Below are 20,142 nucleotides of genomic sequence, written 5' to 3' on the forward strand. Positions count from 1 at the left end.
AAAAAGATCGAAAAAATCAAGACCTGGCAATGCTTCCGCCCGCTGGCCAACCGCCGTCCCGCTTTCAAATATGAACAGTAAATGAATTATTCCTGTTCGGATCCAGTTGATTATGGAATGGGACTCAAATCTCCTGATCGATAACCAGTTGGGCCTGACGTATTCACTGCGTGGTGCACGTCTCTTGGTCTATCTTAATCTCTGGAAAACCCCGCTTAGTAACACGTCAAAACCCACTTTTTTACTTTATAAGCAGATCCTCCTTAGCTCCTAGAAAGGTCGATTATTCGCCTAAATAATCAGCTAAATTACCTTTCAGGCATAGAATCGTCTCATCAAATAACCCACAACCCAATCAACATGATAACGTGATTTTCCCAATTGTTTTGCCGGTTTGGTTCTTTCTTTGAGTTATATCCTGTTTATGTTTTTATAATAAAACGAAGAAAATTGGTTTTGATTCGTTACTTTTAATATTGTAACTAAAAGTGAACTACTATGCGAATTCAGATTTTTGTCGGTTGTTTTGTGGGATCTTTATTTATGATGGGATGCCAGTCCACTGCTAATAAGACGACAAAAGAGCAAAACAAGCCCAATATTATTTATATCTATGCAGATGATATGGGATTTGGAGAAGTCGGTACCAATGGGCAGGAAAAAATCAAAACCCCAAATTTAGATAAAATGGCGGCAGAGGGGATGGTTTTTTCACAGCATTACACGTCATCTCCCGTATGTGCACCCGCACGATGTGGGTTGATGACAGGGTTGCACACCGGACATGCTTATATCAGGGGGAATAAACCTGTTTTGCCCGCAAGCTTTACCGATGACATCGAAAATGGCCAGCAACCACTACCTGAGGGCACGGTTACTATTGGCAAAATGCTTCAAGATGCTGGATATGTGACCGGGGCAATAGGTAAGTGGGGCCTGGGAATGACAGGTAATTCTGGGGCCCCAAACAAGCAAGGATTTGACTATTTCTATGGATACCTTGATCAGCGACAAGCCCATAATTATTACCCCACCCATTTGTGGGAAAATGCCCAATGGGATACCTTGGCCAATCCCTATATTTTCGTTCACGCGCCCACTTCACGGGGAAGCAAGGGGAATGCAATGGCCATGGAGCATTTTGCTAAGAGTAATTTAGCGTATGGTGATGAAGGATTTTTTGAAGCTTACAAAGGAGAAGAATATGCTGTGGATAAAATGACAGAGAAGGCCACTCAGTTTATTAGGGGACATAAGGATCAACCTTTCTTTCTTTACTTGCCATATACCATTCCACATGTTTCCCTTCAGGTACCAGATGCAGCATTGGAGCCGTATTTGGGGAGTTTTGACGAGGAACCCTATTTGGGCCAGCAGGGCTATGCCCCGCACGAGTTTCCAAAATCTGCATACGCTGCCATGATCAGCTATTTGGATCAGGAGGTTGGGAAAATCCTCCAATTGCTAAAGGCGGAAGGGCTTGATGAAAATACATTGGTGATTTTTACCAGTGATAACGGCCCCACCTTTAATGGAGGAGTGGATGCGGCCTATTTTAACAGTACCGCAGGCCTGAGGGGACTAAAAATGGATGTGTATGAGGGAGGTATCCGCATGCCGATGATTGCACGGTGGCCAGGCAAGGTGCCGGCTAACAGTAAAACTGATCATGTCTCGGCTCAGTACGATGTGATGGCCACCTTGGCTGACCTCACCGGTACAGATGCTCCAAACACCGATGGGATTTCGTTTCTTCCAGCGCTAATGGGGAATATAAATAAACAGAAGCATCATGAATTTCTTTATTTTGAATACCCGGAAAAGGGTGGGCAATTAGGCATTCGTATGGGCAAGTGGAAAGGTGTCAAAACAGGACTGAAGAAAGCCCCTAGGGCTGAATGGGAGTTGTATGACTTGGAAAAAGATGTCAACGAGACCAATGATATTGCTGGATACCATGAAGATATCATCAAACAACTCGATGCCATTGCGAAACGTGAGCACAAGACGCCAAATTTTAAGCAGTGGGGTTTTATGGAGCAGGTACTAGAAAGCAGGACTTCCGAAGAATAGATGCCCATTATGCGTTTTCCTTTATGATGGAAGGTTATGAAGGGATGATATTCACCCATTGACTTAATTGGTACAAGAAATGACATCCCTGCGTATTAAAAGAATATTCTATAGATTATCAGCTATGAAAAAAAACTCCGTTTATGTATGCTTTCTGTGTGGTTTTCTTTTTATGACCATATCTTTTTCGATAAAGGGAAGACAGGAGTCGAGAAGGCCCAATGTCATTTTGATCAATGTGGATGATTTGGGCTGGAAGGATTTGGGGTTTATGGGGAGTGATTATTACGAAACGCCTTACCTGGACCAATTCAGCAAAGAGGGAATGGTCTTTACCAATGCCTATGCTGGAGCTTCTAACTGTGCACCCTCTCGGGCGACTATGATCAGTGGGATGTATGGACCAAGGCACGGCGTATATACGGTGAGTCCTTCAGATAGGGGCGATGATCGTACTAGACGCATTGTCCCGACCAAGAATGAGGATACACTGGCCGATTCGCTTTATACCTTAGGGGAGATGTTTCATGATAGCGGTTACGCTACTGCTACCATTGGGAAGTGGCATTTGAGTGATGATCCTACAAAAATGGGGTTTGATCTTAATGTGGCAGGTAATCATCGCGGCAATCCAGGAAGAAATGGGTATTTCAGTCCTTATGGTGTCTCCAACTTAACCAGTGGTCCTGAGGGGGAATACTTGACCGATAGGCTGACCGATGAAGCTATTGATTTTGTAAAGGAACATAAAGGAGGTCCTTTTTTCTTGTATTTGCCGTTTTATACGGTTCATAGCCCACTTATGGGGAAGCAAGAATTGATAAATAAGTACAAGGCCAAGCCTGCTTCTAATGGACAAGCGCATCCGGTATATGCGGCCATGGTAGAGGCGATGGATCAAAATGTAGGGAGACTATTGAAGGTGTTGGAGCAATTGGAATTGGAAGAGCATACCATGGTGATTTTTACCTCTGATAACGGCGGTATCCGCAAGACTTCCCGCCAAGACCCACTTCGTGCAGGAAAGGGGAGCTATTACGAAGGAGGGATAAGGGTACCGATGGTTATCCGCTATCCAGGAAAAATCCCGGCAATGGAGAAAGTGGATGATCCCGTGTTGCAAATGGATTTGTTTCCCACCCTGCAGGGAGTGATTCAGGCTTCGGTTCAGGGCAACACATTGGATGGAATGGATATTGGTCCCTTATTATTTGAAGGGAAAAGCCTTCCGAAGCGCGAACTTTACTGGCATTTTCCGATTTATTTGGAGGCCTATTCTCCAAAGGATGACCAAGCACGCGATCCTTTGTTCAGGACTCGACCGGGATCAGTAGTCAGATATGGGAAGTGGAAGTTGCATGAGTATTTTGAAGATGGTAGTTTAGAGCTGTATAACCTTGAAGAAGATCTTGGCGAGCATTACAATGTGGCCGATAAATACCCGGAAGTTGCCGCTGATCTATTGGAACGCCTTAAGACATGGAGAAAATCGACCAATGCCCCAGTTCCGACTGAACGAAACCCAGCTTTTGACCAAGACTTCGAGGCAATGAAAATCAAACAAGTGATGCAATAATGAAGAAGTTCTTAGTGGCCATTTTTGGCTTGATGCTGCTGCATGCTGGAGCGATAGCCCAAGAGTTAGTTTGGCATGACCCCTTAACGGCGGATTTTACAGTGGTAGAAGGTCAGGGATGGGAAAATATGGCTTACAACCGGTTACCAGATAGCGCAAAAGAAGTAGTCAGAGCGCCTGTATGGGGGCTTTCCCGAAATGCAGCCGGGTTACAGCTAAGGTTTACCACTGGAGCTAGTGAAATCAAGGTTGAATTTACACCCGGGCCAAGATTATCCATGCCTCATATGCCTTCGACAGGCGTGTCTGGTCTGGATCTTTATGCCAAAAACGAAGCTGGAAAATGGATGTGGGTCAGGGGCAAGTATCATTTTGCCACGGATAGTGTCAGCTATGCATTCATCACACCAGATAATCCTGCTGGAGACAAAGAATACCTGCTTTATCTTCCGCTCTATAACAGTTTGAGCGATCTTAAAATTGGTGTAGAAGGGACCAACGATTTTGCATTTATCCCAAAAAGTGAGGAGCCACCAATTGTTATCTATGGAACATCCATTGCCCAGGGAGCTTGTGCCAGTAGGCCTGGCATGGCTTGGACCAATATCGTAGGAAGGAAGCTTGGGATACCCTTGGTCAATTTGGCATTTTCTGGGAATGGTCGGCTGGAACCAGAGGTGTTGGAGTATGTAAAGGCCATCGATGCCCGTGTGTTTGTGTTGGATTGTCTGCCGAATCTTGGCCCTTGGGGAGGATTTACGGAAGAGATGGTAAAGGAAAAAATCCTCCAGTCTGTCAAAGCATTAAAAGCAGCACATCCAGTTACTCCGGTCCTTTTGGTAGCGCATGCGGGATATTCTGATGGATGGATTGATGGTGATAGGAAAAGGGCTTTTACAGATTTGAACACATGGACAGAAAGTTGCTTTTTGGAATTGAAGAAGGCTGGAGTGGAAGGGCTGTTTTTTTTGTCCTATGAAGACATCGGTATGGGAAATGATGATTTCGTGGATGGGACCCATCCGACGGATATGGGCATGCAGCGATATGCAGATGCGTATATCAAGAAGCTGAAGGAAATAGCTATTGATCAATAATAGATTACTTCACCGGCGATGCAGATTTTTTTATGCTTGATCCATCATTACATGGCTCCGCCCAAGGCCAGGTATAAGTTTACCCGCTGGATGATTTTTTCAGTTTGTACCCGAAGGAGACTGATTTTGGCGGAGAAAAGGTTCATTTGCTGAATGGTGACATCCCTCAAATCGGATTTGCCCACTTTATAGGCAATTTGCTCCAGCTCAAAGGCCCTTTGGTTATATTTGACTTCTTGGGAAAGGATTTTTTCACGTCCATCGACATTTTGGACCGTTTCCAGGGTGGTTTCCACATCATTGATCGCATCGAGGACCGCTTGGGCATAGACGGTGGTAGCCTGTTCTTGCTCGAGCGTTTTGATTTCTACATTTTCCTTGAGCATTCCTCCCTGGTAAAGGGGCGCTATTAAAGATCCACCGATGCTTCTGATGGGGTTGGCAAATTCCGGCACCAGTGAAATGACTTCACTATTAATAGCACCAAAATTACCTGTCAGGCTCAGTTGTGGAAGTCTTGCGGCTTTGGCAGATCTGACTCTGTGAAAACTGGCATTGAAGCGATGCTGTGCTGCCAATACATCCGGCCTGCGCTCTAACAACTGCAGAGGAATGCCGGCAGGAATGGTGCTGTTAATGGTGAGCAGGGAATCGGATACGGCTACTTCAGCATATGGATACCTGCCCAAAATCAGCTCCAATGCCCTTAACTGATTATGATGCGCCAATTCCAGCATTTGGCGCCCATCTTCTGCGGTACTAAGATTTGCCTGGGCTACCGCTATGTCTTTTTCGTTTCCGATACCAACTTCAAATCGCTTTTCAGCTAGCTCAACAAGGGTCTTTGATAACATGACCATTTCCTCTGCGAGTTTCCTTTCAAGAAATAATTCAGTGGCCAAGTAGTAATTTCTAACCACAGCGGCAGCCAAGGAGAGCCTTGCATAACTGACCTCCATTCCCATGGCTCGGTATTCTTCTATTTGTGCCTGTTTGGTGTTTCTGAGTTTTCCCCAAATGTCTAATTCCCAGGACGCGGAAAAAACGGCTCCATTCAGCCCACCTGCAAAACTTCCTCCCAGCTTACTGTTTTCCCTGGCCAATATATTGATAGCAGGTCGTAAGGCTCCTTGTGCCATTTTTACATACCCTTGGGCTTGGGCAAGTCTTGATTCACTGATATTTAGATTGGAATTGTAAACCAACGCTTCCTTGACCAAGGTGTCCAAGATAGGGTCAGAAAATTCTGCAAGCCAATTTTCCGTGAATTCCGTGGAGTCTGATTGCCCTTCTTTGGCTTCTTGCCAAGTGGAAGGAAGTATGAAATGGGCAAAGGCCTGCTCTTGAAGTTCTTCCGAAGTAGGAGGGGACTTCACTTTGCAGCCACTTGGTAGGTTGGTGACAATGAGAGCGAAGATGTAAATACAAAAATGAAAAGATCGCCTCATAGCATCAGTGTAGTTTAAGAATCAGCCAATCCAATTTGGTTCCCACGCGAATTATGACTTTCCTTATCAAATGGATTAGTTTTCCGTGTTCGGTATAAATTGCGCCTTGTCCTACTGCTCCCGGTGCCAGGAACAAGTCCTCGTTATGGTCGATTTTTAGTCGGACGGCAAATCTTCCTTCATGATGGCCCTCTTCACGGGTATCGGGAATTCTGCCGCTAGCGGTGAGCTGTCCTTGTGCATTTGCCCAGACGATGTGATCTACCGTGCATTTGATGATCCTGTTAGGATGAGTCTTGATGGCGATTTCTGCTTCATTTCCGTCTTCCACCAGCCGTAGTTCATTTTGGGCAAAAAGGGCCACCACCCACTGCTCATCTTCCACAAAGGTCATCACAGGCTTGATGGGGAATTGGACAGCCATAGCACCTGTCCTCAATTGCAGATTGACCACCCTTCCGTCGGCTGGGGCACGATAGACGGTCTGATCCAGTTCCCACCTGGCCAGTGCAAGGTCAGATTTGGTTTGCTCTAGGACCGCACGGGCTTCGGATATTTCTGCTAGTTCACCTTCACTGGATTGGGCAGAGAGTTTTTGGATAATTTGAGATTTTTCAGATTCGGCTACGGCAAGCTGGGCTTCCAGATTTTTGAGGTTGGTTTCTGCTTCTTCAAAATCAAAACGGGATCCTGCTCCGCTTTGGGCCAATTCACGGGTTTGGTCCAGTCGTTTTAAGGCCAGGTCTATCTGGGTGTTGATGACTCTAAGGTGGTTGTTGGCTGTGGTGAGTTGTGATTCCAGTTCCCGATCAAAAGCCTCTGCACTGACCAATTTGGCCTCTAATCCCGGAAGTTTGGCTTCTAATGTGTTTACCTTTAGCTGGAAAGGCGTAGGGTCTATCCGGAAAAGCGTATCCCCTTTTTTTACATGTTCATTAGGTTCTACAGGTACGTCCACGACCAGCCCGGTGACACGCGGAACCACTTCGACATTATAGTTCATTACCCTGACATCATGCGATGAAGGCGCTACGATATTTAGGAAAAGAATGAGTAAAGTGATGGCCACTACAGGAATGGTAATCACAATAACCTGGGAAATGGTGTTCCAAGGCAGTAGCTTAAATTTAAAGAATATCAGCCAGACGATGCCGGCATATATCAGTAGTAATAATATCTCCATAATAGGAAGGTGGAATGTAAGGTGCTAAGAGACCATTTAGGTGTTAATTTTCAGGAATCGCGCTGATCTTTGTTTTTACTTTCGTTAAATTCTTTCAGTGTCTCCTCATGATAATCCCCTTTGTCGGTACCATAGGCCATTTTGTAGAAAACAGGTTTGGAATAGGCCCACAGCCAGGCCAATGGCCAAAGTAAACCTCCAAAAACAAGCGATAAGATGCAAAGGGTTTTGATCGCCTGCGCTTGTGGATGTTGACGCTTTTCAGCAATTTTTTCGGGAAGGACATGGACCATTAGAAAGGCTCCGATGGCTACTATTGGTGCTACGATAAGGGCAATCCAGCTCACTATGTCAGCTAATTTGTCCTCGAAAGTAGCCGCATGAACCAATGATGGCAAGAAGGCTATGCCAATGGTCAATATCGATAACTTGTTAAATAACGAACCGCTTTTCATATTTGAATGCTGTTTAAGAGCTCTTTTGGTTGGAGTAGCCTAATTGATTAGCCTGACAGTTAATGAAGTGTTCTCCTCGAGGGTCAGGTTATCAGAAAAATTGATTCCCTCGAGGATTAAAACTACAATAGTTAAAGTTAGTGGATTTGGAAGAGGAGAGGGAATAGTGGTCGCTCTGTCTTGTGAAAAATTATAAATCCATGCAATATAATTCCTGAAAATTGTGACCACATCCCATTTAGCTTAACTGAGCATTATGGTTCCTTTGGAGGATGGAGAAGATTTTATGCCTTTCTTTTCCCTTGTTTTTCCGGTTTTATCATCCTTTATCCTAACGGTAAATGTCCCTTTGTCAAATACCTTTGGAGTAAAGGTGTTTCCCTTTAGGGCAATGCAATAGACCCTATCTCCAGATTCTTCTTCAATCACTTCTAAAATAGGGTTATGCATACCGTTGAATTTGATCTCTGGAAGCCAAGCGGTGGCTTTACGGCCATAATTGTCCTCTTGGTGGATGGTGATTGGCCATCCAGCATATTGTCCTTTAGGGTGTTTTGATGGATCTACGTGTTTTGGCCAGCATTCAGTGGTGATGGTACGGGCTTTTTTGTTGAATGTGACCATGCCATAGCCCGTGGCTCGATCATAGACGATGGCCGGTTTTTTTCCTGTTTTTCGTGGATTGGCGACGGCTTTTACGGTCATTTTATTCCCAAAACCGTCTTCATAGTTTCCCGTATAAAGAGGATTTTCTGTTGAATAATCCTGGGGATTAGAGACAGGTGGCCACCATCTCCTTGGCCAGATGTTGTTGAGTGCCGGCCCGGCAAAAGCGAAACCGCTATCACCGTATTTGTCCACACCATACTGCGTAAAACTGGCGAGGTGCTGATCTCCTGCTATGTGGAAGGCAAAACACTTTCTGATCTTTTCGATGGCTTTGTCCCTGCCTACCTGTGGCCAGCCATTGCTGTCCATATCGCCGTTGATTTTATCCCCGGTTATATATTTGCCCAGTTGGGGAATTTCCATTTTGGGAACAACAGAATCGTCCATGGCTTCGGCCGGCAGGGTAGAAACGGTATTGAAGATTGTCTGGCTCACCAGTGCTTTCATCTTTACTTCTCCGGACCAGTTTCCAGCCCAGTGATCCAAAAAGGTCAATTGTCTTTCACCAAGTAGTTTGGCATTTTCTACACGGTGTTTTTTGATGTCAAAGTCCGGGTTTCTAATCCAACCGTTCCAGATGTCCGCTGATTCGGGAAGGACGTGTTTAGGGGCTGACTTCCATTTTCTATCTTCCAAAATAGCGAAACTAATCCCGCCAAAAATCCAATCCGTATAATATACTTCAATTCCATGCTGAACAGGGGTGGGGTCAAAAGGGTCTGGCAGGTGTGAGGTCTGGCATTTTTGTACCATATTGACCCAGCTAGGTTCCATTTTATAGCCGCCGGAATCTTGTGCAGGAGCACCCCAGCCATTGGAGATATCGGCGGCTTTTCCGGCTTCTCCCCAGATATTGCCATGATAGACATCATGGTCATCAGGAATGATCGCACAGGGAATATGCCGATAAATTTCACGATAGGACCAGCCGAACATCATCCACTTGCGAAGGTAGTCCAGCGCTGCTTTATTAAGCGGTGATTTTTGGATACCAAAACCGCCTGTGCCTTCATAAAATTGGTCACCCACGAAAAAAGCCAGGTCGGGATGATGGTACTGAACATATTCAGGGACTTCTGCATCAGGGAAGCCATAATCACAATTACAGCTAAAAACTGCGGCCTTTACTTGTTGCTGGTCCTCGGGCAGTGGGCGGATGCTACCTTCGTAGTGGTATTCTTTCAGATCTACCTTTAGTGGAAGTGTAAGTTTTATCCGGTAAGGAATGGCTGTTTTGTGGCTCCAATGCTCGTGTCGAAAGTGAACTGTCCTTGACAGCGGATCGATAGCAGCATTGCCGACGTTTTTCCATTGTCCATCTATCTTTAATTGTAAAGTTACCTGATGGCTCGGGACTTTTTCCACCGGAGCCAACTGGCCAGTGAGTTTTAGGATGCCTTTGTGCAGTGTATATTGTGCAAAGCATATGGGGCCGTATTCATGTTCACTACTGGAAGTGATTTTGGATCCTGTTATCTTCCAGTTGGAAAAGGCAGCAGAAGTGATTTGCTCAGTACTGGCTTCTTGGATGGATGATACCAATGCTACGTTTCCGGCAATGCTAGAAGGAGAAGTATTTTGATCAGTGAATTCGATCTCTTGGAGATTTCCATCGAGAGAAGTCAAAATCACCTTGTTTTGGGAACCGTCCTGAATGGCTATTTCCAATGTGACACCATCGGTGATTAGTTCTTTATCGATAGGGAAAAACTGATCTGAAATTTTTAGCTTTCCAGAAGTGGTAATGGCGATGTCCATACCTTTTCCGTGTACAGCAGCCGATCGGTAATCCTCAAATTTCCCTTTTATTCCCAGCCTGATACCAATATAATTGTCATCAGATGACGGAAGATCTTGGTTTAACTTTATATCAACAGCCGTTTTTAAGCTGCCTTGAACCGGTCTGACTTGGGTGGTTAGGCAGTGTAGGGTTCGGTTGGGTGCAGCGATTTGACAAACGGCACTACCAGCAACTATTTTCCAGTCCTGAAGGCGATTGCCCCAATATTCAGGACCTGCCCAATCTATGTCTGGCCATTTCTGCCAATCACTTTCAAAGTGCAGGTTAGTGGTTTTATCCAATACACGAACTGTCTCTGATAGAGGTGATAGCATTCCTGCCCCTGGCGTCAAAGCCCCCAGTGCCATGATTTTTAGTGATTTCCGTCTTTTCATTTATACTGTTTGCTTTTAGAGGTGTCGATGGATTAGTCCAAAACACCTATGAATTAAGGTATAAATTGACTGAAAAGAAAGGGAAATGAAGATTAATTTTATTATTGGTAACGAAATGAAAATTTTATATCCTTAAATAAGATCAAACGGCAATGTTCGGGACTTATGGAACGGGGATAACGCAGATGTTTATGATTTGTGCTGATATTTTTCTTAAAGGTGAAAAGCCAATTTGTAAGTTCGGGATTTGTATGTTTAGGGTTTTTAATCTCCCTAGGCCATTTGTGATGAGGACAAACATGGATCAAGCGTAAAAGTTGAGGGCTGCCAGTTTTCTTAATGGAAAAACCACCGATACATAAAAGTGCCACAAAGGTATTATGTTTGAAAAGTGCATGTTGGACCTGCATTGAAAGATTACACTCGAAAGCTATCCCCAAAGGGGGGGCACGTTCATAGCGATGGGTGATGTCCTTGGTAAATTGCCCATCCACGGTTTTTCGTTTTAGCAGCATTTCCCTTCCTATTCCCCGCAAATTCCCGCTAAAACCCATTCGTTCGGATGGAGGAAGCCCATCGTTTTATCGGTATGAAATTTTCTTTTATAAGATCATGTCAACATTCCCCCCCCCCCAGAAAAATGATTTGATCCGATAAGCTGGAAAAATGGCGAAATACAAAAAAAAGCCTGATGAAAAAATCACCAGGCTTGATCGGTACGCGCGGAAGGATTCGAACCCTCAACCCTCGGAGCCGAAATCCGATATTCTATCCAGTTGAACTACGCGCGCATGAAACCGATTTAGAGATGGTCATCTCCAAATCGGTCACAAATATAAACTATTTTTATGCGTTTTTAAGCACTTCCTGTACTTTTTCTGCAGCTTCTTTTAAGGTAATGGCAGAGGCCACTTTCAATCCTGATTCGTCGATGATTTTAGCACCTTCCTCAGCATTGGTTCCTTGAAGTCTTACGATGATCGGTACGCGGATGTCACCGATTGATTTATAGGCTTCTACCACACCACTGGCGATTCTGTCGCATCGTACGATCCCTCCAAATACATTGATAAGGATGGCTTTTACATTCGGATCTTTTAGGATAATTCTGAAACCAGCTTCAACTGTAGTCGCATTGGCTCCACCTCCTACGTCAAGGAAATTGGCAGGTTCACCGCCGGATAATTTGATCATGTCCATAGTGGCCATGGCCAGACCTGCACCATTTACCATACAACCTACGTTACCGTCCAGTTTTACGTAGTTTAGGTCTGATTTGCCTGCTTCCACTTCTAGGGGATCCTCTTCAGAAATATCACGAAGCTCGGCAAGATCACGATGTCTGAAAAGAGCATTGTCATCAAGGTTCACTTTGGCATCTACCGCCAGAATCTGGTCGTCAGAAGTTTTCAAGACCGGGTTGATCTCAAATTGGGAAGAATCCGTGGCATCGTATGCCTTGTATAGGGCCGTTATAAACTTAACCATCTCCTTCAATGCATTTCCTGATAAGCCAAGGGCGAAGGCCACTTTTCTGGCTTGGAAACCTTGAAGTCCTACATTAGGGTCAATCCACTCTTTGATGATTTTTTCAGGTGTCTTTTCTGCTACTTCTTCGATGTCCATACCGCCTTCTGTAGAGGCCATGATGACATTGCTTCCAGTAGCCCTGTCCAGTAGAATGGATAGGTAATATTCTTTAGGCTCGGAGTCTCCAGGGTAATAAACATCCTGTGCTACCAAAACTTTGCTTACGGCTTTTCCTTCAGGACCGGTCTGGTGTGTCACCAAGGTCCCTCCTAGGATGTTTTTGGCTTTTTCAGTCACTTCGTCCAATTTCTTGGCCAGTACCACACCATTGGAGCCTGTTTGCTGAATTTTACCTTTACCACGTCCACCCGCATGGATCTGTGCTTTGATCACATACCATGAGGTACCTGTTTCTGCGTTGAGTTGCTTGGCTGCTTCGAGTGCTGCTTCAGGAGTTTCGGCTACTATGCCTTCCTGAATTTTCACTCCGTATCCTTTAAGAACTTCTTTTGCTTGATATTCGTGTATATTCATCCTAGCGAAAATTTTTGCCCGAAGTTAATGAGCAAAGGCCGATAATTCAAGGATTAAACAGGTCTTTTTCCCAAAAATATGGAAGTTGCAATGGCAATGGATTTGAAGGTTTAGGGTTAATGGTGCCATCAAAAATATGGCCTTTGGCTTTAACCCTTTGATGCTGGGGGAATTGGTAGGGATAAAGGAGGCTTCGGTTCTGTCCTGAAGAGATGGCAGAAACTGGAAGATGGTAGGTGTACAAATAACACTTCTATGCTCTTGATATTTAAAATTTGTCGATGATGGGACGATTCTGTCAAGAAGTTTTATCTTTGAAATCGTTTAAATTTATAACTATGCTAAGAGCTAAAGGCATTCATAAATATTACGGAGATCTCCATGTGTTGAAAGGAGTGGATGTGGCCATTGCTGCAGGTGAAATTGTCTCCATCGTTGGTGCTTCTGGTGCTGGGAAAAGTACCTTATTGCATATCTTGGGCACCTTGGATGATGCAGACAAAGGACAGGTATCGATCGGGGATAAATCACTGACCAATTTGAAAGGGGATAAGCTGGCTTCCTACCGAAATCAGGAAGTTGGGTTTGTTTTCCAGTTTCACAATTTGCTTCCTGAGTTTACGGCAGAAGAAAACATCATTATCCCCGGATTGATAGGTAAAAATGATGTGGCAAAATTAAAAGTGAAGGCCAAGGAATTGGCGAAGCTCTTAGGGATAGTGGACAGGTTGGAACATAAACCATCTGAATTGAGCGGGGGAGAACAGCAGCGTGTGGCCGTCGCCCGGGCATTGATCAATGACCCAAAGATAATTTTTGCCGATGAGCCCAGCGGAAATCTGGACACCCAAAGTGCGGAATCACTTCACGAGCTTTTTTTTGCCTTAAGGGACCAATTTGGACAGTCTTTTGTCATCGTTACCCATAACAAGCAATTGGCACAAATGGCTGATCGTATGCTCACAATGCAGGATGGGGTGATTGTTTCGGGACAGCAATAAATCCATAATCGAAAACAGCAGGAATCTGCCAATCAAGGGAATGGGCTATAGCGTAATGTTGTTGCTTCATCCAGGTCTATTGGAGGATAGACAGCCTGTCACTGCTGACATCCCTAAATTGATAGCTTAAAAGCGATTTCCCTGATATGCCAATAGGTTACTGGGTTTTTTCAGCTTCCCATCCCCTTTACTTCCTCCAGCATGGCCTTCACATGCCCTGGGCCGTCAAAGAGCCCCTCATGGACAGCAATGATCTCATGGGACGGATTAAGTAAATAGGTGATTCTCTTTGGCATTTTGATCAGCGGCATGAGCGCTTTGTACTGTTTGCAGACACTCCCATCTTCGTCAGAGAGCAATTCAAATGGCAGGCGATGCATTTGTTTGAACTCTTGATGGCTGGTAAGACTGTCTCTGCTAATACCTACAATGGGGATTTCGAGGGATTTAAATGCTTGGAAATTATCACGGAAACTACATACTTCTTGGGTACATCCTTTAGTCTGGTCCTTAGGGTAAAAGAAAATCAAGGCCGCTTTTTCCTTAAAATTTTCTGATAACCGGAAATTTTGCCCAGAAGTAGATGGCAGGGAGAAGTCAGGTGCTTTGGTGTTTTTTTGAAGAGGCATAATATAAAATGATTGTTATATTGTTAAAGTTACCTATTATAAAATACTAATCTGGTGATTGAACAAAAATCCAGAAAAGTTGTTTGAAAGACATCAGGTTTTTGATGGGGAAGCATTCAGAAATATAAAGTTTTGGCTTATTATTACGGGAAGATTTGAAGATTTTGTGCTTATTGGACCTTATATTTAGGAAGAACCTCCGGGATAGAAGGTCGAAAAATCGCTTTGCACTTATCAATGATAATTCGATAAAGTAAAAGAATGACACGACTTTATGAAAATTTTCGGATGTGATTTTATGGGGGCAAAGCGTGAGGTTTGAGCATGAAAGAATGATTATTTGGCATAGCTGCAATTGTGTCAATAAAATTATTTAATTAAAAGACAACGAATGACAACAACTATTATCATAACGCTATGTTCGCTTTTGTTGATAGCATACCTTTTTGACTACAGTTTTAAGAAGACCAAGGTTCCTTCAGTGATCCTATTGCTGTTGTTGGGCTGGTTGGTACGGCAAGCTACCGTGCTGTTCGAGCTTCAATTACCGGATCTTTCGGCTATTTTGCCGATTTTGGGTACCACGGGTTTGATTTTAATTGTGTTGGAAGGAGCCTTGGAGTTGGAATTGAACAAGTCCAAGATCAAACTTATCAGAAAGTCCTTTTTCGGAGCACTTGCCCCGTTATTGGCTTTGTCGTTTTTGTTAACCTACATATTTGAGCAGTACGGCGGTTATACCTTTAGGGACAGCCTGATCAATGCGATCCCGCTCTGCGTAATTAGCAGTGCCATAGCCATCCCCAGTGTCCGTAACCTTACCAAATCCAACAGGGAATTTGTGATCTATGAAAGTAGTCTTTCTGATATTTTGGGTGTTGTGTTCTTTAATTTTATGCTTCGGAATGAAACAGTGGGCTTGGATTCTTTTGGGATTTTTGGTCTCCAGTTAGTGGTGATTTGTGTCATTTCCTTTGTGGCTACCATTGGACTGTCCTTTTTGCTCAGTAAGTTGGAACACCATATTAAGTTCGTCCCGATTATCCTGCTTACTATTTTGATTTATGCGATATCATATGTTTATCATCTACCGGCATTGATTTTCATTTTGATATTCGGGCTTTCTATCGGTAACCTAAACGAATTGCATAACCTGAAATTTTTTGACATCATCAGGACGGATATTTTGAACAAGGAGGTGAATAAATTCAAGGAGCTGACAGTGGAGGCTACATTCTTGATCAGATCACTGTTTTTCCTCTTGTTTGGTTACCTTCTGGAGACTTCCGAAATACTCAATACATCTACGTTGATATGGGCTGTGGGAATTGTCGTGCTTACTTTTGGCATTCGTGCGATACAGCTAAGGCTAAGTAAGATTCCTTTAAAACCCCTGATTTTTGTAGCACCAAGGGGGCTGATTACCATACTGCTGTTTTTGTATATCAGTCCTGAGAATATGATCGGTTTGGTCAATAAATCCCTGATCATTCAAGTCATTGTGCTCACCGTATTGATCATGATGGTGGGTATGATCACCAATACCAATGATGCTGATGAAGAGGAGGGAAGTGATGGAGGGGACACCGATCTGGAAGGGGCTTCTGGTCAGGCTTCAGTTGAAGAAGCGAAGCCAGTAGAAAATAAGGCCGATGACCATACACCAGGGGATGGAAAATCCACATAATCTTATGAGTCAGGGAACCATTTGGGCATGCAATTGATTTGATTTAAAATTCATTGATTACGCTGGGAGTGCAGCCTTGTGGCAAGTGCTTTGGGATGAGTCGCTTCCAGTGGATTTCCTAAAAAGACAAAGAGATTTGAGTCAAAAAAGTGTCCAACATATGTTATTGGCGGGAATTTTTTTTGCCATTATGCAAGTAATGGTAAAGTATGTTCCCCATTTGCCTGCTGTAGAGGTGGTGTTTTTTAGGTCGCTATTTAGTTTGGTGGCAAGTTATGTTATTCTCAAGAAACAAAACATTCCGCTTTTCGGGAACAATAAAAAACTCTTGGTGCTTCGTGGTGCTTCAGGAGCGCTTGGACTGATTACCTTCTTTTACACGTTGCAGAATATCCCATTGGCCAGTGCGGTTACGCTGCAATACCTATCTCCGGTTTTTACAACCATTTTGGGGATCTTTATTGTCCGAGAAAAAGTGAACCCCATTAGGTTCCTCTATTTTGCCATAGCATTTGGTGGAGTGTTGGTTATAGAAGGATTTGACCCTCGAATATCCATCCAGTACACGCTGATAGGGGTTTCATCAGGCTTTTTTGCAGGATTGGCCTATAATATAATCCGGAAGCTAAAAGGCACGGAGCACCCATTGGTGATTGTGTTTTATTTCCCGCTGGTGACTTTACCGATTGTGGGGATATGGAGCTATTTTAACTGGGTAATGCCCACGGGATGGGATTGGTTGTTGCTGTTGGGAATTGGATTATTCACGCAGTTGGCACAGTATTTTATGACCATGGCCTATCAGCATGCCAATCTTGCTAAGATTACCAGTTTAAATTATATCGGGATTCTATACGCATTGGTTTTCGGTTTTATCTTTTTCGGGGAAACCTTTAACTTGCTTACCTATTTGGGAATGGGATTGGTGCTGATTGGAGTGATTTTAAATATTAGATCGAATAAATGAAAATTACAAGGGATTTATATCAGGGCTCGTTAGCACTGTTAACAGATTTTTATCAATTGACCATGGCGTATGCTTACTGGAAATCCGGCAAAGCGGAACAGGAAGCGGTCTTCAACTTGTTTTTTAGAAAGAATCCGTTCCAAAGCGGCTTTACCATTGCCGCAGGGCTGGATTACGTGATTGATTACTGCCGTAATTTCAAGTTTGATGAAAATGATTTGTCTTATTTGGGCGCGATGGAACAGGCAGACGGCACGCCTACATTTGATCCGGCTTTTATCCAATACCTTCGTGAGTTGGATTTTAGCTGCGACATTGACGCAGTGGAAGAAGGATCCGTAATATTTCCGAATACTCCTATGGTCCGTGTAAGAGGACCTTTGCTACAATGTCAGCTCTTGGAAACACCGATGTTGAATATCATCAATTTTCAGACCTTGGTGGCGACGAAAGCTGCCCGAATCACCTTGGAGGCTAAAGGAGATCCGGTACTGGAATTTGGACTGCGAAGGGCACAGGGAATTGATGGTGCTCTGGCAGCCAGCCGTGCGAGTTATATCGGTGGGTGTTCGTCCACTAGTAACGTGATGGCTGGGAAGCTTTTTGGCATACCGGTATCCGGTACCCATGCGCACAGTTGGATCATGGCTTTTGAAAGCGAGATAGCTGCTTTTGAGGCTTATGCCGCTGCTTTCCCTGATAATTGTATCTTTCTAGTGGATACCTACGATACCATTAAGGGTGTTCAAAACGCCATCAAAGTGGGCAATGCGCTCAAGGCAAACGGAAAAAAATTACTGGGAGTTCGTATTGATTCCGGTGATTTGGCCTATTACAGCAACATGGCCAGGGAGCTATTGGATGAAGCAGGATTTACAGACACCAAAGTAGTGGCTAGCAATGACCTGGACGAGCATATATTATCTTCACTGAAGATGCAGGAGGCCTCCATCGATATCTGGGGTATAGGCACCAAGCTTGTGACCGCTTATGACCAGCCAGCACTGGGGGCTGTTTATAAAATGGCCGCACTTAAGGATGAAAAGGGAAATTGGGTACCGAAAGTGAAGGTGTCACAGCAATCGATTAAGATTAATATTCCCGGGTATCATAATGTGAAGCGTTTTTTCAAAAATGACAAGGCCATCTCGGATATGATATACCTCGAAAATGGAGGTGAATTGGCAGGGGAGCTTACCATTATTGATCCTTATGATCCTACAAAAAGGAGAAAAATAAATCCCGATTCCATGGAAAGCAAGGATTTATTAGTCCCGATTTTCAAAAAGGGAAAGAAGGTATATTCAAGGCCCAAACTGGAGGAAATCCGTAACCGGACATTGACCAACTTGGGCAGGTTTGACAAAGCCCATAAGCGCTTGATCAATCCACACATCTATCCTGTGGGACTAGAGGAAAGCCTCTACCATCTAAGGACCGATCTGGTTTTGAAAGCCAAAAACTATAGTTAATTTAGCTTCTGGTGAGCAATAGTGGTGGATAGCTGAGCAGCTGGAAGAGAAATTAAACCCGGTTTTATGCATTAGGAATCGCCATAGTCTGTCCCGATGGAGGTCGCAATAGAGAGGCTAATGCATAATGCGGATTAAAAATAACCATAACGAAACGACCAAGTAACTAAAACATGAGAGCATTATTGATTGTGGATGTGCAGAATGACTTCTTACCCGGAGGAGCATTAGAAGTAAAGGATGGTGATAAGATCATTCCAGTAATCAACAAGCTTCAGGAAAAGTTTGATTTTATATTGGCTACCCAAGATTGGCATCCTGCTGATCATAAGAGTTTTGCAGCAAATCACGCGGGAAGAAAACCCGGCGAGGTGATTAAATTGGGAGGAACAGACCAAATGCTCTGGCCGGTACATTGTGTTCAGGAGAGTGAAGGTGCGCAGTTTGCACAGGACTTGAACCGGGACAAATGGAACAAGGTGTTCAAAAAAGGACTAAACCCAATGGTGGACTCTTATAGTGGTTTTTTTGATAATAAGAAAAAGGAAGATACTGGGCTGACGGCATATCTCCATGAGCATGATATTTCGGATGTTTATGTGGCGGGACTGGCAGCGGATTATTGTGTAAAGTTCACTGTCCTCGATGCATTGAAGGAGGGATTTGATGCTTATTTGATTTCTGATGCCACCAGAGCGGTTAACCTATCCCCTGATGACTATGATGGATCACTAAAGGAAATGAGCAAATCAGGAGCAGAAGTGATCAGCAGTGCGGCGGTCTCTTTTTGAGATGTGGGCTTAAATGCCTATTTTCATATTCAATCCAATATATTTTTACTATGCAACTTCCCATTGTCACTGTTGATGCGTTTACCGATACGCCATTTTCCGGTAATCCTGCTGCCATTTGTTTGCTTCCTGGCCCCTTGGCGGAGGAAGGTATGCAGCTCATTGCTGCTGAATTGAACCTTAGCGAAACAGCCTTTTTAGAACAAACGGGACCGGCTACTTTTGATCTGAGGTGGTTTACACCAAAAAAGGAAGTGGATTTATGTGGACACGCCACACTGGCTAGTGCCTATATGCTATATGTAGAGGAAGTGGTAGAAAAAGATCAGGAGATAAAATTTTCCACCAAGAGTGGTGAACTGCGGGTGCATATGGAAGGGGAAGAAATCGTGATGGACTTTCCATTGATCCCGACCCAATCGGGCCAACATCCTTATTTTATGGACGATTTTTTTGGGCAAAAAGTGATCGGAGCAGCTTCTTTAAAGGATAATTGGATTTTGGAATTGGAAAATTACCATACCTTGGAGTATGTAGAACCTGAGTTTCAGGTGTTGGCCTTACACAGTGAGCAAGGGATTATCATTACTGCCAAAGGAAATGAAGACTACGATATCTATTCCCGTTATTTTGCGCCGAATTTGGGAATCAATGAAGATCCTGCTACAGGTTTTGCTCATTGTGCCTTGATGGATTACTGGCATAAAAAGGAAGGAAAAGATCAACTAAACGCTTATCAAGCCAGTAAAAGGGAAGGGGAAATGAGGCTTGAAATGCATGGAGATCGCGTTACCATTTATGGAAAAGCGATTAAGATTTTTGAAGGTTTTTTAGAGGTTTAAAATGTTGGGCTAT

The 20,142-nt window shown here is 43.9% G+C and carries 15 protein-coding genes and 1 tRNA gene; 9 read left to right on the top strand and 7 right to left on the bottom strand.

All coding sequences use genetic code 11. The features are described from left to right. The first annotated feature begins 498 nt into the window (after positions 1 to 498). The 3 genes from FDP09_RS13625 (at position 499) to FDP09_RS13635 (ending at position 4,746) form a co-directional block, all read left to right on the top strand. Positions 499 to 2,073, top strand: coding sequence for an arylsulfatase (locus FDP09_RS13625; RefSeq protein WP_137403191.1), 1,575 nt, complete (start codon positions 499 to 501; stop codon positions 2,071 to 2,073). Between the two features lie 124 nt (positions 2,074 to 2,197). Then, a complete protein-coding gene (locus FDP09_RS13630; RefSeq protein WP_229683368.1) occupies positions 2,198 to 3,649 on the top strand; it encodes a sulfatase in 1,452 nt (483 codons plus the stop codon). Next, complete coding sequence (locus FDP09_RS13635) at positions 3,649 to 4,746, top strand: SGNH/GDSL hydrolase family protein (RefSeq protein ID WP_137403192.1); 1,098 nt, start codon at positions 3,649 to 3,651, stop codon at positions 4,744 to 4,746. The genes FDP09_RS13630 and FDP09_RS13635 overlap by 1 nt, the downstream gene beginning before the upstream one ends. 47 nt (positions 4,747 to 4,793) lie before the next feature. On the opposite strand, the gene FDP09_RS13640 is transcribed toward FDP09_RS13635, so the two are convergent. From FDP09_RS13640 to sucC, 6 genes are all read right to left on the bottom strand, one after another. Continuing rightward, positions 4,794 to 6,194 (bottom strand): TolC family protein, encoded by a 1,401-nt coding sequence (locus FDP09_RS13640; RefSeq protein ID WP_137403193.1) that lies wholly within the window; start codon positions 6,192 to 6,194, stop codon positions 4,794 to 4,796. A gap of 4 nt (positions 6,195 to 6,198) precedes the next feature. Then, positions 6,199 to 7,377 carry an HlyD family secretion protein gene (locus FDP09_RS13645; RefSeq protein WP_137403194.1) on the bottom strand — a complete coding sequence of 393 codons (1,179 nt, stop codon included), beginning with the start codon at positions 7,375 to 7,377 and terminating at the stop codon, positions 6,199 to 6,201. A gap of 50 nt (positions 7,378 to 7,427) precedes the next feature. After that, positions 7,428 to 7,832, bottom strand: coding sequence for a DUF3302 domain-containing protein (locus FDP09_RS13650; RefSeq protein WP_137403195.1), 405 nt, complete (start codon positions 7,830 to 7,832; stop codon positions 7,428 to 7,430). A 243-nt stretch (positions 7,833 to 8,075) separates the two neighbouring features. After that, positions 8,076 to 10,676: a metallophosphoesterase family protein gene (locus FDP09_RS13655; protein ID WP_137403196.1), complete on the bottom strand. Its 2,601-nt coding sequence runs from the start codon at positions 10,674 to 10,676 to the stop codon at positions 8,076 to 8,078. 717 nt (positions 10,677 to 11,393) lie between these two features. Then, positions 11,394 to 11,467: transfer RNA gene (locus tag FDP09_RS13660), tRNA-Arg, on the bottom strand. 55 nt (positions 11,468 to 11,522) lie between these two features. Beyond that, positions 11,523 to 12,740: an ADP-forming succinate--CoA ligase subunit beta gene (gene sucC / locus FDP09_RS13665; RefSeq protein WP_137403197.1), complete on the bottom strand. Its 1,218-nt coding sequence runs from the start codon at positions 12,738 to 12,740 to the stop codon at positions 11,523 to 11,525. A gap of 338 nt (positions 12,741 to 13,078) precedes the next feature. Between sucC and FDP09_RS13670 the strand changes: the two genes are divergently transcribed. Continuing rightward, positions 13,079 to 13,741, top strand: a complete 663-nt coding sequence (locus FDP09_RS13670) for an ABC transporter ATP-binding protein (protein WP_137403198.1) — start codon at positions 13,079 to 13,081, stop codon at positions 13,739 to 13,741. Between the two features lie 170 nt (positions 13,742 to 13,911). On the opposite strand, the gene FDP09_RS13675 is transcribed toward FDP09_RS13670, so the two are convergent. Then, positions 13,912 to 14,370: a peroxiredoxin gene (locus FDP09_RS13675; RefSeq protein WP_137403199.1), complete on the bottom strand. Its 459-nt coding sequence runs from the start codon at positions 14,368 to 14,370 to the stop codon at positions 13,912 to 13,914. A gap of 391 nt (positions 14,371 to 14,761) precedes the next feature. On the opposite strand from FDP09_RS13675, the gene FDP09_RS13680 reads away from it, so the two are divergent. The 5 genes from FDP09_RS13680 (at position 14,762) to FDP09_RS13700 (ending at position 20,129) form a co-directional block, all read left to right on the top strand. Then, positions 14,762 to 16,057, top strand: coding sequence for a cation:proton antiporter (locus FDP09_RS13680; RefSeq protein WP_229683366.1), 1,296 nt, complete (start codon positions 14,762 to 14,764; stop codon positions 16,055 to 16,057). 136 nt (positions 16,058 to 16,193) lie between these two features. After that, positions 16,194 to 17,024, top strand: a complete 831-nt coding sequence (locus FDP09_RS13685) for a DMT family transporter (RefSeq protein ID WP_137403200.1) — start codon at positions 16,194 to 16,196, stop codon at positions 17,022 to 17,024. Beyond that, positions 17,021 to 18,496 (top strand): nicotinate phosphoribosyltransferase, encoded by a 1,476-nt coding sequence (locus FDP09_RS13690; protein ID WP_137403201.1) that lies wholly within the window; start codon positions 17,021 to 17,023, stop codon positions 18,494 to 18,496. Before FDP09_RS13685 ends, FDP09_RS13690 begins: the two co-directional genes overlap by 4 nt. Before the next feature lie 173 nt (positions 18,497 to 18,669). Further along, entirely contained in the window at positions 18,670 to 19,287 is a 618-nt protein-coding gene (gene pncA / locus FDP09_RS13695) for a bifunctional nicotinamidase/pyrazinamidase (RefSeq protein WP_137403202.1), read from the top strand. Positions 19,288 to 19,337: 50 nt separating this feature from the next. Continuing rightward, a complete protein-coding gene (locus FDP09_RS13700; protein ID WP_137403203.1) occupies positions 19,338 to 20,129 on the top strand; it encodes a PhzF family phenazine biosynthesis protein in 792 nt (263 codons plus the stop codon). The last annotated feature ends 13 nt before the right edge of the window (positions 20,130 to 20,142 follow it).

Origin of the sequence: Echinicola rosea (genome assembly GCF_005281475.1) — a bacterium.
GTDB lineage: Bacteria > Bacteroidota > Bacteroidia > Cytophagales > Cyclobacteriaceae > Echinicola > Echinicola rosea.

Excerpts from the sequence above, each read along its gene's own strand:
- FDP09_RS13625 (WP_137403191.1), top strand. The coding sequence starts at position 499 with ATGCGAATTCAGATTTTTGTCGGTTGTTTTGTGGGATCTTTATTTATG.
- FDP09_RS13630 (WP_229683368.1), top strand. The coding sequence starts at position 2,198 with ATGAAAAAAAACTCCGTTTATGTATGCTTTCTGTGTGGTTTTCTTTTT.
- FDP09_RS13635 (WP_137403192.1), top strand. The coding sequence starts at position 3,649 with ATGAAGAAGTTCTTAGTGGCCATTTTTGGCTTGATGCTGCTGCATGCT.
- FDP09_RS13640 (WP_137403193.1), bottom strand. The coding sequence starts at position 6,194 with ATGAGGCGATCTTTTCATTTTTGTATTTACATCTTCGCTCTCATTGTC.
- FDP09_RS13645 (WP_137403194.1), bottom strand. The coding sequence starts at position 7,377 with ATGGAGATATTATTACTACTGATATATGCCGGCATCGTCTGGCTGATA.
- FDP09_RS13650 (WP_137403195.1), bottom strand. The coding sequence starts at position 7,832 with ATGAAAAGCGGTTCGTTATTTAACAAGTTATCGATATTGACCATTGGC.
- FDP09_RS13655 (WP_137403196.1), bottom strand. The coding sequence starts at position 10,676 with ATGAAAAGACGGAAATCACTAAAAATCATGGCACTGGGGGCTTTGACG.
- sucC (WP_137403197.1), bottom strand. The coding sequence starts at position 12,740 with ATGAATATACACGAATATCAAGCAAAAGAAGTTCTTAAAGGATACGGA.
- FDP09_RS13670 (WP_137403198.1), top strand. The coding sequence starts at position 13,079 with ATGCTAAGAGCTAAAGGCATTCATAAATATTACGGAGATCTCCATGTG.
- FDP09_RS13675 (WP_137403199.1), bottom strand. The coding sequence starts at position 14,370 with ATGCCTCTTCAAAAAAACACCAAAGCACCTGACTTCTCCCTGCCATCT.
- FDP09_RS13680 (WP_229683366.1), top strand. The coding sequence starts at position 14,762 with ATGACAACAACTATTATCATAACGCTATGTTCGCTTTTGTTGATAGCA.
- FDP09_RS13690 (WP_137403201.1), top strand. The coding sequence starts at position 17,021 with ATGAAAATTACAAGGGATTTATATCAGGGCTCGTTAGCACTGTTAACA.
- pncA (WP_137403202.1), top strand. The coding sequence starts at position 18,670 with ATGAGAGCATTATTGATTGTGGATGTGCAGAATGACTTCTTACCCGGA.
- FDP09_RS13700 (WP_137403203.1), top strand. The coding sequence starts at position 19,338 with ATGCAACTTCCCATTGTCACTGTTGATGCGTTTACCGATACGCCATTT.